Raw genomic sequence first — 13,583 nt, 5'->3', positions numbered from 1 at the left:
ATGGCCAGGGTCAACGAGGCAGCCGCTGCGAAGCGCCATAACGGGCTGCCTGTTCACTTGACCCCTGGCCAGGACGACGGTTCAACGAAATTTCAGTCGGGGTCAAAGCCCTTGTTGCAACGCCGGATCATCGGGGTTCATCTGTTCGAGTTGGGCCAACAGGATCTGCACATTTTGCAGCTGTCCGCTTTCCTTCCAGTAGTTGATCAGCAGCACCCGGGCCTTGCGATCGTTCGGGTGGCGTTGAACGATTTCCTGCAACTGTTTCTGCGCCGCTTCGAGCTCCTGCTCACCGTGCAACGTGGTGGCCAGGTCGTAGCGGTAGTCCCGGTTATTGGGCTCAAGCTCTACGGCCTTGGACAGGCCGAGCAGGGCGAATTCGCTTTGCTCGTGATGCAGCAGCCAGAGCCCCAACGCGTGTTGCAGGTAGGCCGAGTTGGGTTGTGCCTGCAGTTGCCTGGCCAACAGTTGCCGGGCAGCGTCGTTCTGGCCCTGTTTATCCAGCACCTCGATTTGCAGTACCAGCGCCGGCAGGTTGTCCGGCGCCAGGCGCAGGGTGTTGTCCAGCGCCTGTTGCGCTTGCTTGAGCTCGGCGTTGTGCAAGTGCAGTCGGGCCAGTTGGTATTGGTTTTCGGCACTTTGCGGCGCGCTCTTGAGCACTTGCTCCCAGGCATCGATGGCTTGCTCCAGCGGCCCGAAATACAAACCCAGTTCATCCGGGGACAATCCCAGCAGCGCGTTGATCGCCGCCAGCCGCACGCTTTGTTCGCTGTCATCGAGCAATGGACCCAGCAGCAGACTGCGCTGGCCGTTCGGTACCAGGCCGCTGATGCTTCTGATCGCCGCGATACGTACCTCGGGCGACTCGTTCTGCAGGTCGGCATCCGCCAGCTTCAGGGCCACCGAGCTTGGATAGTTGGGCAGCTCGGCATGCAACCCGATACGACGTTTGGGGGACAGGTCCGGACGGGCCAATTGCTGATAGAGCACCCGCGCCGCACCCGGTTGGCCGGCCCGGGCAGCCGCCAGCGCTTCGCTGTAGCCGTGCAGGATGGCTTCGGGAACCACCGGGGTGGTATCGCGCAGGGAAAACCAGACACCGCCGATGACGAGCAGGGCGAAGAGGCTGATAAACAGAAGGCGGCGGGACTTGGGCATGCAGGAATCCGGAAGCTGGCAAGCTTTTGCAAAGGCGCAAGCTTCGGTCAGGCCAGGCTTTGAGTCAAACCTTGACGCCGTTCTCACTCGATTCAAACCGTTGAACAGCCCTTCAGCCGACAATCCACGGGCCGGCAAGCTGCGTCGATGGCAAAACCTCTCGAGGCACCGCAGCAGTGACTACGCTTGCTGGAGGTGTCTCGACGAGTGTTCCCATGCAAGCGTTGTTGCAATACTTCAAGGCGATTTTCAACCCCGGCCCCGGGGTGTTGCTGTTTGCCTTGCGAACCATCGCGGCCGGGTTGTTGACCCTGTACCTGGCGTTTTTGTTCGATCTGGACCAGCCCAAGTGGTCGATCATGGCCGTGGTCATCATCAGCCAGCCACTGGCTGGCATGGTGCTGGCCCGCAGTTTTGGCCAGGTGATCGGCACCACGCTGGGGGCGGCCGTGGCGGTGTTGATCATGGCGATCTTTCCCCAGGCACCACTGCCGTTCATCACCACCCTGGCGTTGTGGCTGGCGCTGTGCACCGCCGGTGGCACGCTGTTGCGCTACACCAGTTCCGGGGCATTCGTGCTCAGTGGCTACACCGCCGTGGTCATCGCGTTGCTGGCGATTCCCGATCAGGACGGCACCTTTTTGCTGGCAGTGACCCGCCTCACCGAAACCTTGCTGGCGGTTGCCTGCGTGTGCGTGGTCAGCTTGCTCACCGCCAGGCCGGAAGCCGTGGCCCGGGATTACTTCGCCAAAATCGATCAGATCACCCGGTTGCTGGCCACCCATGCCAGCGCCGTCATCCGCACCGAAGAGAGCGAAGCCGAATTCCAGCAGCGGCAAATGCAGCTGCTGGGCCAGATCAGCGGCCTGGAGGGCGTGCGTCGGCACATGTACTACGATGCGCCCCGGTTACGCAGCGCCAACGGCCTGGTGCAACTGTTGGGCAACCAATTGGTGTTGTTGACCGCGCGGCTGACCGCCCTGCGCCACCAGCGGCTGCTGTTGACTGAGCGCTGGGAGGGCGAGCTGCCTGAAGAGATTCAACGGCTGCGTGCCGAAGAGCTGGACTTTCTCGATGAACTGGCGCGGGAGGGGCGTTCGCTGTCCAGTGAAAAGCGCCATCATTTCACATCGCTGCAACAACGCTTTGATGAGCTGGCCTACAGGGCCGAACAATTGACCGAGCCGCTGCCGGCCACCTTGCGTTCGCTGGCCTGGTCGCTGCGCTGGGAGCAGGCGCGTCTGTTGCAGCAGCTTGAGCAGATTCTGGAGCTGAGCGATGCCATCCAGAGCGGGCGACCCGCCAGCAGCGTGTTTCGCGGGCGGGAAAATCCGCTGCATCTGGACTTCACCCTGGCGACGATGAATGCCGTCCGGGCCTTTTGCGCGCTGTTGATCGCCGGCCTGATCTGGATCGAAACCGGCTGGGACGGTGCGCGAGCCGGGATGGTGCTGGTGGGCATCCTTTGCTCGCTGATGTCGACGTTTCCCCGACCGCTACTGGCTGTTCAAAGCTATGCCAGGGGGTTCGGGCTGGCACTGGTGGTCTCGGCGCTCCTTCAGTTCATGTTTGTGCCGATGATCAGCAATTTCGAGATGCTTGCCTTGCTGCTGGCGCCCTTGCTCTACGCCGTAGCGGTGGGGCTGGCCAGTCCACCCACCACAGGTACCGGGATTGGCCTGGGGCTCACGACGTTTTTGTTGCTTGGCCCGTTGAACGTGGGGATTGGTCAAAACACCGCCAGCCAGTGGTTCGAGTTTGCCGGAGCCTATACCTGTGCGACCGTGCTGGCTTTGAGTGTCTATGCGCTGATCTTTCCGTTCAGGCCGGATTTTCGCATGCGCCGGCTCTACAAAGAGAACTGCGAGCAGGTGTACGCCTTGCTGAAAACGTCGGCGAGCGATGAACAGCAGTTTGCGTTCGAGAGCCGTATGGTTGACCGCCTGACCATGATGTTGGGGCTACTGCCGGCGACCCGGGAGCCACAATCACGCGAGCTGTTTCAAGTCAGCCTGGCCTGCATGGCATTGGGTATCGCCTTGAATCAGCTCCGGCAGCAAGGGCAGAACAACGCACTGCTGAGTCCGGATCTGCAACGTCGCCTGTTCTCGACAGTCCGGGAAACGGGCAGGCTGGTTGCCGCTCGGCCCGGGGTCGAAGTGGTGCAGGTGCTTGATAGCCTCCACACCTTGGGCGACGACCTGGATGCCCTGCACACCGATGTTCACGAGCACCTGTGGTCGGTGTTCCGCATGCGTGTGGCGCTGCTGATCGTGGTGTCGTTCGTGGAACGCTATCGCGACCACTTTCAACCCTCAGGCCTTGAAGGAGAACCTGTCCTTGCCCATTGATCTGGAAGTGGGTGGTGCCTATCTGCCCCCGATTGCCCAGGCGCTGCTGCTGGGCTTGCCGATTTTCCTGTTGCTGGACTGGACATTGCGGCGCCTTGGCGTGCTGCAGTTTGTCTGGCACGAGGCGTTGTTCGAAGGCGCGTTGTACGCCTGCGTCTGCGCCACGTTGATTCTGGTCATGGGAGCCTGAAGCCTTGAAGAACATCCTTTCCCGACTCACGACGGTGGCGGTGGTATTGCTGGCCTTCATCCTGGGCTGGTTCGCCTGGGAGCATTACACCCGCGCACCCTGGACCCGGGATGCCCGGGTGCGTGCCGATGTGGTGACCTTGTCCGCCGACGTTTCGGGGCGAATCGTCAGCCTGGCCGTGCAGGACAACCAACATGTGAGCAAGGGCCAGGCGCTGCTGGAGATCGATCCGGCGCGCTACACCCTGGCGGTGGAGCATGCCAGGCGCGCGGTGGAGGTGGCGAAAGCCTCGCTCGGGCAGGCCCAGGCGGCGATTATCTCCAGCGAAGCATTGCTCAAACAACGTCAGAGCGAGGAGCAACGCCGGCGCACGCTCAAGGATCGTTCAGCGATTTCCGGCGAAGAGTGGGAGAAAGCCAGCACCGACGTGTCGGTGGCCCAGGCCGACTTGATGCGTAATCAGGCCAGTCTGGTGTTGGCCCAGGCCAACGTGCAACTGGCCATCGCGGCATTGACCCAGTCCGAGCTCGACTTGCAGCGTACCCATGTCGTCTCCCCGGTGACCGGTTATGTCACCAATCTGCTGACCCGGGAGGGTGATTACGCCTCGGCAGGTGGCCCATTGTTGGCGCTGGTGGACAGCGAGTCGTTCTATGTCAGCGGTTACTTCGAAGAAACCAAGTTGCCGCGGATCGGGGAGGGTGACCGGGTCAAGATCGAGTTGATGAGTGGCGAAACGTTCGGCGGCAAAGTGCAGAGTATTGCCTTCGCCATTGCCGACCGGGAAAACCTGCCGGGCGGCCGTCTGCTGGCCAGCATTAACCCCAGCTACACCTGGATCAAATTGGCGCAACGGGTGCCGGTGCGGATCGAGATCGATGCCGACTATGCCGGTAAAGACAAATTGCGCGCCGGGACCACCGCGACGGTGACCGTCCAGGAACACCCCTGATCCCTGTAGGAGCGAGCCCGCTCGCGAGGGTGGTCAACGATGACGCGGGCAGTCTGAATTAACGCGGTGTTCTCTGGTTCTTCGCGAGCAAGCTCGCTCCTACAAGGGATTTACGTTGCCTGGAAAAGGCAAAAAAAGCCCCGCGACCGAATGAGACGCAGGGCAAGGAAATTGGTTGGTTGCGGCCAACCAAAGGAGCGCTTTAAAAACCGTATTACTTGCTCGCGACCGTCTCCGGCTGCCAGCCACCACCGAGGGCCTTGTAGATCGCGACGATACCGCGATACAGGTCAACCTCGGCCTGGGCCTGGGTGTCTTCGGCCGCCAGGCGTTCACGCTGGGCGTCAAGCAGTACGAGGAAATCGGACGTGCCTTCGCGGTAGCGGATTTGCGCCAGGTCGGCGGCCGAGCGGCTGGACTCGCTCTGGCGAATCAGCGAGATCAGGCGCTGTTGGCGTTTGCCATAGTCGCTGAAAGCGTTTTCCGATTCTTCCAGGGCCAGCAACACTTGCTGCTCGTAGGTCGCCAGGGCGCCTTCGGCATCGGCGTCGGCGCCACGTATGCGGGCTTTTACGCTACCCAGGTCAAACGCGGCCCAGGTGATGCTCGGGCCCAGCGCCCAGGCGTTGGCCGCCGAAGAACCGATCTGCGAACCACGTCCGGCAGTCCAGCCGAGGAAGCCGCTGAGGCTGACCCGCGGGAACAGATCCGCCTTGGCCACGCCGATACGCGCGGTGGCCGAGGCCAGTTGGCGTTCGGCACTGCGAATGTCCGGACGGCGTTGCAGCAGTTCACCCGGATCGCCGATCGGCAAGGCCTTGGTAATCGCCGGCAGGTCTTTCGGGCTCAGGTCCACGGTCAGCTTGTCTGGACGTTCACCCAGCAGGGTGGCGATGCGGTTTTTCTGCCGAACCTGTTCGGCCTGCAGCTGCGGCACGCTGGCCTCAACCGACGCCAGTCGCGCATCGGCGCGCTCCACATCGAGCTGGTCGCCGACGCCGGCATCACGCAGGCTGATGGTGATCTTGCGCGACTCCTGCTGGTTCTCCAGGTTGGCCAGGGCGATTTTCTCCCGCAACTGCGCACCGCGCAGTTGCCCGTAGGAGTCCACCAGTTCGGCAATCATGGTGACTTGCAGTTGGTAAAGATCGGCCTCGAATGCCTGTTGCTCGGCGTTGGCCGACTCCAGGTTGCGCTGGATGCGACCGAACAAGTCGATTTCCCAGGCCATGTCCAGGCCCAGATCATAGCGTTCGCTGTTGACCCGGTCGGTGGTCTGGCCCGGAATCTGGCCTTTGCCCAGGTCACTGCTGACGCGGCTGGTGATGGTCGGCATGGCGTCGTTGCTGACATCATCGCGGATCGCCCGCGCCGCTTTCCAGCGGGCGAAGGTGACGCGCAGATCACGGTTGCCTTGCAGGGATTGCGTCACCAACTGGTTGAGGGTCGGGTCTTCGAACTGCTGCCACCAGATGCCTTCGAAACGCGAACGGTCAAAGTTCTTCTGGCCGGCGGCGCCATCGGTGGCGGCCGTGATGTTGGCCGCCTCGGTGGTTGGCGTCTTGTAGTCCGGGCCCACGGCACAGGCACTCAGGGCCAGTACCAGCAGGCTCGGCAGGAAGGCTTTCAAACTCATCAGTGCGACTCCAGCTTCAGGGTGGCCTTGGCAGCTTTGCGTGCCTGGCCGCGCTCGACAAAGTTACGGATCAGTACGTAGAACACCGGCGTCAGCAACAGACCGAAGAAGGTCACCCCAAGCATCCCGGAGAACACCGCGACACCCATGGCGTGGCGCATTTCGGCACCGGCGCCGCTGGAGAACACCAGGGGCACCACACCCATGATGAACGCGAAGGAGGTCATCAGGATCGGCCGCAGACGCAGACGGCACGCTTCCAGGACCGCTGCCAGCGGGCTCAAGCCTTCCTCCTGTTTGTCCTTGGCGAACTCGACGATCAGGATCGCGTTCTTGCAGGCAAGCCCCACCAAGACGATCAAACCGATCTGGGTAAAGATGTTGTTGTCACCGCCGGAGGCGATCACACCGGTGATGGCCGACAGCAGGGTCATCGGTACGATCAGGATCACCGCCAGTGGCAGGCTCCAGCTTTCGTATTGAGCCGCCAGTACCAGGAACGCCAGCAGCACACAGAGCGGGAACACGAACAGTGCGGTGTTACCGGACAGGATCTGCTGGTAGGTCAGGTCGGTCCATTCGTAGGTCATGCCGTTGGGCAGTTCTTCCTTGAGCAGTTTCTCGATGGCTTTTTCGGCCTGGCCGGAGCTGTAGCCGGGGGCTGCCGCACCATTGATTTCAGCGGTGATGAAGCCGTTGTAGTGCATCACGCGGTCCGGGCCCGAGGTATCGCTGACCTTGATGAAGGTCGCCAGCGGGATCATCTCGCCCTTGTTGTTACGCACTTTCAGCTGGCCGATCTGGTCGGATTCGAGGCGGAACTGTTGTTCGGCCTGAACGTTGACCTGATAGGTGCGACCAAAGCGGTTGAAGTCGTTGGCATACAGCGAACCCAGATAGATCTGCAGGGTGTCGAAGATGTCGCTGACGGCGACGCCGTGGGTCTTGGCTTTTTCCCGGTCGATGGCGGCATCGACCTGGGGCACGTTCACGGTGTAGCTGGTGAACAGGCCGGCCAGTTCCGGCACGTTGTGGCTCTTGTTGATGATGTTCATGGTTTCCTTGTACAGCTCTTCGTAGCCCAGGTTGCCCCGGTCTTCGATCTGCAGGCGGAAACCACCGATGGTGCCCAGGCCTTGTACCGGCGGCGGCGGGAAGATCGCCATGTAGGCTTCCTGGATATTCGCGTACTGGCCGTTCAAGGCGCCGGCAATCGCACCGGCGGACATGCTCGGGTCTTTACGTTCGTCGAACGGTTTGAGGGTCACGAACACGATGCCGGCGTTCGGACTGTTGGTGAATCCGTTGATCGACAGGCCCGGGAAGGCCACGGCGCTTTCCACACCGGGCTGTTTCAGCGCCAGCTCGGACATGCGCTTGATCACGTCTTCGGTACGGTCCAGGCTCGAGGCATCCGGCAGTTGCGCGAAGGCCACCAGGTATTGCTTGTCCTGGCCGGGGACGAAACCGGTCGGGGTGCTGGAGAAACCGAAGAAGGTCAGGACCATCAGGCCGGCGTACAGCAGCAGGGCGATACCGCTTGAGCGGATCACGCGGGCAACGGTGCCGACATAACCATGGCTGGCCTTTTCAAAGAAGCGGTTGAACGGACGGAACAACCAGCCACCGAAAATCTTGTCCAGCACCTTGGAGAATCGGTCCTTCGGCGTGTCATGGCCCTTGAGCAATACCGCGGCCAGCGCCGGCGACAGGGTCAGGGAGTTGAAGGCCGAGATCACCGTGGAAATCGCGATGGTCAGGGCGAACTGTTTGTAGAACTGGCCGGTCAGGCCGGAAATGAACGCCGCCGGAACGAATACCGCACACAGCACCAGCGCCGTGGCGATGATCGGGCCGGTTACCTCGCCCATGGCTTTTTTGGTCGCTTCAACCGGGGTCAATCCGAGTTCGATGTTCCGCTCGACGTTCTCCACCACCACGATGGCGTCGTCCACCACGATACCGATCGCCAATACCAGGCCGAACAGTGACAAGGCGTTGAGCGAGAAGCCAAACAGATGCATCACGGCAAAGGTACCGATCAGCGATACCGGCACAGCGACCAGCGGAATGATCGAGGCGCGCCAGGTTTGCAGGAACAGGATCACCACGAGTACCACGAGGATCAGTGCTTCGAAGAGGGTGTGAACCACCGCCTCGATGGAGCCGCGCACGAAGATCGTCGGGTCATAGACGATGCTGAAGTCCATGCCTTCGGGGAAGTTCTTCTTCAGTTCGGCCATTTTCGACCGCACTTCGTTGGAGATTTCGATGGCGTTGGAACCCGGACGCTGGAAGATCGGGATCGCCACCGCCGGCTGGTTGTTCAACAACGAACGCAGGGCGTACTGGCTGGAGCCCAGCTCGACGCGAGCGATGTCTTTGAGGCGAGTGATTTCACCGTTGTCGCCAGAGCGAATGATGATGTTCTCGAACTCTTCCTCGGAAACCAGACGGCCCTGGGTGTTGACCGACAGCTGGAAGGCCGTGGCATTCGGTGCAGGAGGCGCACCCAAGGCACCGGCCGCCACTTGACGGTTCTGCTCACGAATCGCCGTGACCACATCGGTGGCGGTCAGGTTGCGCGAAGCGGTCTTGTTCGGGTCGAGCCAGACACGCAGGGAGTAATCGCCCATGCCAAACAACTGCACATCACCGACACCACCCAGACGCGCCAGCTCATCCTTGATGTTGAGCAAGGCGTAGTTGGACAGGTAGAGCATGTCGTAGCGTTTGTCCGGTGAGGTCAAGTGCACAACCATGGTCAGGTCGGGCGAAGCCTTGTCCACGGTGATACCGATGCGCGTCACTTCCTCGGGAAGTTTTGGCTCGGTCCGCGTCACACGGTTCTGCACCTGCACCTGTGCGTTGTCCAGGTCAGTGCCCAGCGCAAAGGTGATGGTCAGGGTGATCTTGCCGTCAGCGGTGGACTGCGAGGACATGTACAGCATGTTCTCGACACCGGTGATGGCTTGCTCCAGTGGAGCGGCCACGGTTTCACCGATGACTTTTGGGTTGGCACCCGGGAAGTTGGCACGAACCACAACGGTCGGCGGTACCACTTCCGGGTATTCGCTGATCGGCAGCTGGAACAGCGAGATGGCGCCGGCGATCAGGATCAGCAGCGAAAGCACCGCTGCAAAGATCGGCCGTGAAATGAAGAATTGGGAAAAATTCATCGTAAAAATCCCTTAACCGCGTGGGGTCGTGGCGGCCAGTTTCACAGCCGTGCCCGGCGCAACCCTGGCAGGCGCGACTTGGGGCAGGTTGCTGGCTTCCAGCGCTTGGCGTTGTTGTGCGAGTGCCGCTAGGGTTTGTTCGCTGGCCATCGGAATCACTTCAGGGGTGACCGGTGAGCCAGGACGCACCCGTTGCAGGCCCTTGACGATGATGGTGTCGTCCTTGTTCAGGCCATTGCGCACAATGCGCAGACCTTCGATCTTCGGACCCAGCTCCACCGCGCGGTAGGCGGTCTTGTTGTCGGCATCCATCACCAGCACGAACTTCTTGCCCAGGTCGGTGCCGACCGCTTCGTCATTGATCAGCATGGCGCTGTAAGTGCCGCTGCCCACCAGTTTCAGGCGTGCATACAGGCCCGGGGTGTAGCTGCCATCGCTGTTGTCGAACACCGCGCGCCCACGAATGGTGCCGGTCTTCGGGTTGACCTGGTTGTCGACGAAGTTCATCACGCCCTGGTGCGGGTTGCCGTCCTCGTTGGACAGGCCCATGTAGACCGGGGTGGTGGCGCCGCGCTTGCCCTGGCGAGCGAGCTCGGTGTACTTGAGGAACACACGCTCGTCCGCGTCGAAGTAGGCGTACACCTTGTCAGTAGAGACCACGCTGGTCAGCGGGGTGGTGTCGGCAGTCACCAGGTTGCCGGCGGTGATTTCCGCACGGCTGACGCGGCCGCTGATTGGAGCAGTCACACGAGTAAAGCTCAGGTTCAGCCTGGCCAGATCCAGCTGCGCTTGCAGGGCGCCGACCGCGGCGCGGGCTTCCTGGGCGGCGCTGGTCCGCGAGTCGGCCAGTTCGGCGGAAATCGCGTTGCTGGTGCGCAGGCGCTCACCGCGTTGGGCTTCGTTTTCGCTGCGGGTGGCATTGGCGCGCGATTGTGCAACCAGTGCTTCGAGGCGGCGGACCTCAGCCTGGAACGGACGCGGGTCGATCTGGAACAGCAGGTCGCCTTTCTTGACCAGGGCGCCTTCCGTGAACGCCACTTCATCGATCTGGCCGGAGACCCGTGGACGAATCTCGACGGTTTCCGGCGCTTCAAGACGGCCGGTGAACTCGTCCCATTCGTTGACCGGCTGTTCCAGCACCTTGGCCACGCTGACCTTGGCCGCTGGCATGCTGGCGGCGGTTTCCGGGGCCTTGCCGCAAGCGCTGATCACCACTACGGCCAACAAAGCCAACGGGAAGCGCAAATGTTTGAGTGACTGTTCCATGGATGCATCCGCCAATGTGTTGAGATTGGCGAATGATGCGCGGCGGGTTTGTATCTCACGAATCGAATGGGGCGAAGGTAACTATCATCCGGAATGATATAAGACCCAAGCCAGCCCTCTAGCCTGCACCTTGTGTTCGGTCGTCATCAACTGGATTGATGACAATTGTGTGTTGCATTGGATGCAATAGTCAGATCTGGAACCGTGTCGCGGCCATCGCGAGCAAGCTCGCTCCCACATTGGATCTTCGCTGTTCCCAAATCCCTGTGGGAGCGAGCCTGCTCGCGATAGGGCCAGAAGCCCTGCAAAATCAGGATCAGGCCAGACTGTCCGGATCCCCAAAAAACATCTGAATCCGCGACCGCAACCAACGCTCCCCCGGATCATTATCCTGGGATCCGCGCCACGCCATGTGCAACTCGAAACTGCGCACCGGCAACGGCGGATCTTCGGCCCGCACTCCGCCAGCGGCAGTCAGTGCATCGGCTGTGTAGTCCGGCACCGTCGCCACGATGTCGGTGCCCGCGAGAAGGGTGCTCAACCCGTTGAACTGCGGAACGGCGAGCACCACATGCCGTTTGCGACCGAGCTTTTCCAGCTCTTCATCGATGAAGCCGCTGAGGTCGCCAGCGAACGACACCAGTGCATGGGGGCGAGCGCAGTAATCATCCAGGCTCAACGGCCCCGGCACGGTGTCGGCGCGCAACAGCTTCGGTTGGCTGCGGCGCAGTACCTTGCGTTTGGCGTTGGCCGGCAGGTCGGTGGTGTAACTGACACCGATGGATATCTCACCGGATGCCAGCAACCCCGGCATCAGGATGTAGTTGACCCGACGTACCACCAGCACAATCCCCGGCGATTCGGCACGCAGGCGCTTGAGCAGCATTGGCAGCAAGGCGAACTCGACGTCGTCCGAAAGGCCGATGCGGAACACGGCGGTACTTGTGGCAGGATCGAACTCGGCCGCACGGCTGACGGCGGTGGAAATCGAATCCAGTGCCGGGGAGAGCAGGGCGAAGATCTCGACCGCCCTGGCGGACGGCTCCATGCTGCGGCCGGTACGCACAAACAAAGGATCATCGAACAGGCCGCGCAGGCGCGAGAGCGCCGCACTGATGGCTGGCTGGCCGAGGAACAGTTTTTCCGCAGCACGGGTCACGCTGCGTTCGTGCATCAATGTTTCGAAAACGATCAACAGGTTCAGGTCGACACGACGCAGGTCATTACGATTCATCTGGAGTCCTGGCAGAGTCAGCAAGCTTGACGTGGGCGGCCATATGAGAACAATGGCCAGCAGGAATATTACGGGGAAAGACTGGTACTCTGCACCGGGTAATTCAGTTTTTCCTACATAGGCTGCTTCGGTTTCTTACGACATTTGACGATGTTGCCGCCGCTGCGGAATCAATGACAGGCATGTCGACTATTAATAGCCACAGATAGTGTTGGGTTGAAAGCCCGGCTAGAGTTCATGGCATTAGAGGTTTATTTGGCGAGGTTTGCGATGTCCCGCACGATACGTTTTCACAAGTTTGGTCCAGCCGAGGTGCTCAAATGCGAAGAGCATGCGACGGCTCTGCCTGCACCGGGCGAAGTGCAGGTGCGCGTCGAGGCGATCGGCATCAGTTGGTATGACACTCTCTGGCGTCAGAACCTGGCCCCGTCCCATGCCCGACTGCCTTCAGGCCTTGGCCAGGAGATGGCCGGTATCGTCACCGCTGTCGGTGATGGCGTCGATGACCTGGAGGTCGGTGACAAGGTCGCCAGCTTTCCGGCCCAAAGCCCGAACGACTATCCGGTCTACGGCGAGCAGATCGTTCTGCCGCGCTCGGCAGTCACCCGTTATCCGGATGTGCTTACCCCGATTGAAGCGAGCGTGCACTACACGCCGTTGTTGATCGCCTATTTCGCCTATGCCGATCTGGCACGGGTCAAGCCCGGGCAATTTGTTCTGGTGACTGACGCGAGTCATTGCGCCGGACCTTCGTTCGTACAACTGGGCAAGGCCTTGGGTGTTCGAGTGATCGCCGCGACCAAGACCGAGGAGGAACGTGAATACCTGCTGTCGCTGGGTGCCGAGAAAGTGATCGTCACCGAGGAAGAAGATCTGCTGATGCGGATCAACAAAATCACCGATAACCGTGGCGTAGATGTGGTGTTCGATGGTTTGGGCGGTCCGCAGATGTCGTTGCTGGGCGATGTGCTGGCGCCTCGCGGCAGCCTGGTGCTGTACGGCCTGCAAGGTGGCAACCAGACACCTTTCCCGGCCTGCGCAGCGTTCCAGAAGAACATTCAGTTCTTCGTGCACTGCATCGGCAACTTCACGGGCAAGCCGGAACTGGGCATCACCCAGGACCAGGCCGCACTGCAACGTGCCTTGCGCGACATCAATCAGCTGACCGCCGACCGCGTTCTGCTGCCGCTCAAGACTCGGGTCTTCCCGTTTGCCGAGTTTGTCGAAGCACACCGCTACATGGACGAATGCCCGTGTCGCGAACGGGTCGCGCTGCAGGTCGAGCCGGCGTAGCACTTACAGTCCTCCCAAGAGTCCGTGCCCACACGGACTCTTTCGTTTGAGCCCTCCCGAAAGCCGTCGATCCGCAGGCCGGTCCAGCAACTGAACTGGTTTTTGCCCGTAATCTGTAGCTTCTAATCAGCCACTAAGCCCTGATAATTGAATGATTACTTTCATCTCAAGGAATGAGTCATGGCCGGGTGTCAGGCTGAAACTTTTCAATGTGCGCCATCGGTGCAAATCTCCAAATTAGTTGGCCGTTGGCTAGTTGCCAAAAAGACAGCTGCAACTTCCTTCCTTGTTTCTTGTATTAAGTGTCTGTGGGACTTTGTCGGA

Annotated in this window: 9 protein-coding genes; 4 read left to right on the top strand and 5 right to left on the bottom strand. The window is 61.0% G+C overall.

Going from position 1 to position 13,583, the window contains the following annotated elements; genetic code table 11:
* Positions 1 to 102 precede the first annotated feature (102 nt).
* Positions 103 to 1,158: a tetratricopeptide repeat protein gene (locus tag AC1RDQ_RS09920; RefSeq protein WP_090455294.1), complete on the bottom strand. Its 1,056-nt coding sequence runs from the start codon at positions 1,156 to 1,158 to the stop codon at positions 103 to 105.
* Between the two features lie 215 nt (positions 1,159 to 1,373).
* Between AC1RDQ_RS09920 and AC1RDQ_RS09915 the strand changes: the two genes are divergently transcribed.
* The 3 genes from AC1RDQ_RS09915 to AC1RDQ_RS09905 are packed head-to-tail and all read left to right on the top strand — an operon-like array spanning position 1,374 to position 4,651.
* Positions 1,374 to 3,509 carry an FUSC family protein gene (locus AC1RDQ_RS09915; RefSeq protein WP_492587103.1) on the top strand — a complete coding sequence of 712 codons (2,136 nt, stop codon included), beginning with the start codon at positions 1,374 to 1,376 and terminating at the stop codon, positions 3,507 to 3,509.
* Complete coding sequence (locus AC1RDQ_RS09910) at positions 3,499 to 3,699, top strand: DUF1656 domain-containing protein (RefSeq protein WP_032829912.1); 201 nt, start codon at positions 3,499 to 3,501, stop codon at positions 3,697 to 3,699. Before AC1RDQ_RS09915 ends, AC1RDQ_RS09910 begins: the two co-directional genes overlap by 11 nt.
* A gap of 4 nt (positions 3,700 to 3,703) precedes the next feature.
* Positions 3,704 to 4,651, top strand: a complete 948-nt coding sequence (locus AC1RDQ_RS09905; protein WP_223502544.1) for an HlyD family secretion protein — start codon at positions 3,704 to 3,706, stop codon at positions 4,649 to 4,651.
* A gap of 214 nt (positions 4,652 to 4,865) precedes the next feature.
* Here the strand turns inward: AC1RDQ_RS09905 and AC1RDQ_RS09900 are convergent, their stop codons facing one another.
* The 4 genes from AC1RDQ_RS09900 to AC1RDQ_RS09885 all read right to left on the bottom strand — a co-directional run bounded on the left by AC1RDQ_RS09900 (position 4,866) and on the right by AC1RDQ_RS09885 (position 11,966).
* Complete coding sequence (locus AC1RDQ_RS09900) at positions 4,866 to 6,287, bottom strand: efflux transporter outer membrane subunit (protein ID WP_492587101.1); 1,422 nt, start codon at positions 6,285 to 6,287, stop codon at positions 4,866 to 4,868.
* Complete coding sequence (locus AC1RDQ_RS09895; protein ID WP_492587100.1) at positions 6,287 to 9,466, bottom strand: efflux RND transporter permease subunit; 3,180 nt, start codon at positions 9,464 to 9,466, stop codon at positions 6,287 to 6,289. The genes AC1RDQ_RS09900 and AC1RDQ_RS09895 overlap by 1 nt, the downstream gene beginning before the upstream one ends.
* A 12-nt stretch (positions 9,467 to 9,478) precedes the next feature.
* Positions 9,479 to 10,732 (bottom strand): multidrug efflux RND transporter periplasmic adaptor subunit MexE, encoded by a 1,254-nt coding sequence (gene mexE / locus AC1RDQ_RS09890; protein WP_057714781.1) that lies wholly within the window; start codon positions 10,730 to 10,732, stop codon positions 9,479 to 9,481.
* A gap of 316 nt (positions 10,733 to 11,048) precedes the next feature.
* The gene (locus AC1RDQ_RS09885) at positions 11,049 to 11,966 is read right to left on the bottom strand and encodes a LysR family transcriptional regulator (protein ID WP_090455287.1); all 918 of its coding nucleotides are present in this window, start codon (positions 11,964 to 11,966) and stop codon (positions 11,049 to 11,051) included.
* 270 nt (positions 11,967 to 12,236) lie between these two features.
* On the opposite strand from AC1RDQ_RS09885, the gene AC1RDQ_RS09880 reads away from it, so the two are divergent.
* On the top strand, positions 12,237 to 13,259 hold the full coding sequence (locus tag AC1RDQ_RS09880) for a zinc-dependent alcohol dehydrogenase family protein (RefSeq protein ID WP_090455285.1): 1,023 nt from the start codon (positions 12,237 to 12,239) through the stop codon (positions 13,257 to 13,259).
* Positions 13,260 to 13,583 lie beyond the last annotated feature (324 nt).

Source organism: Pseudomonas sp. GW823-FHT02E01, assembly GCF_058797535.1.
This window is presented reverse-complemented; position numbering and strand designations above follow the sequence as displayed.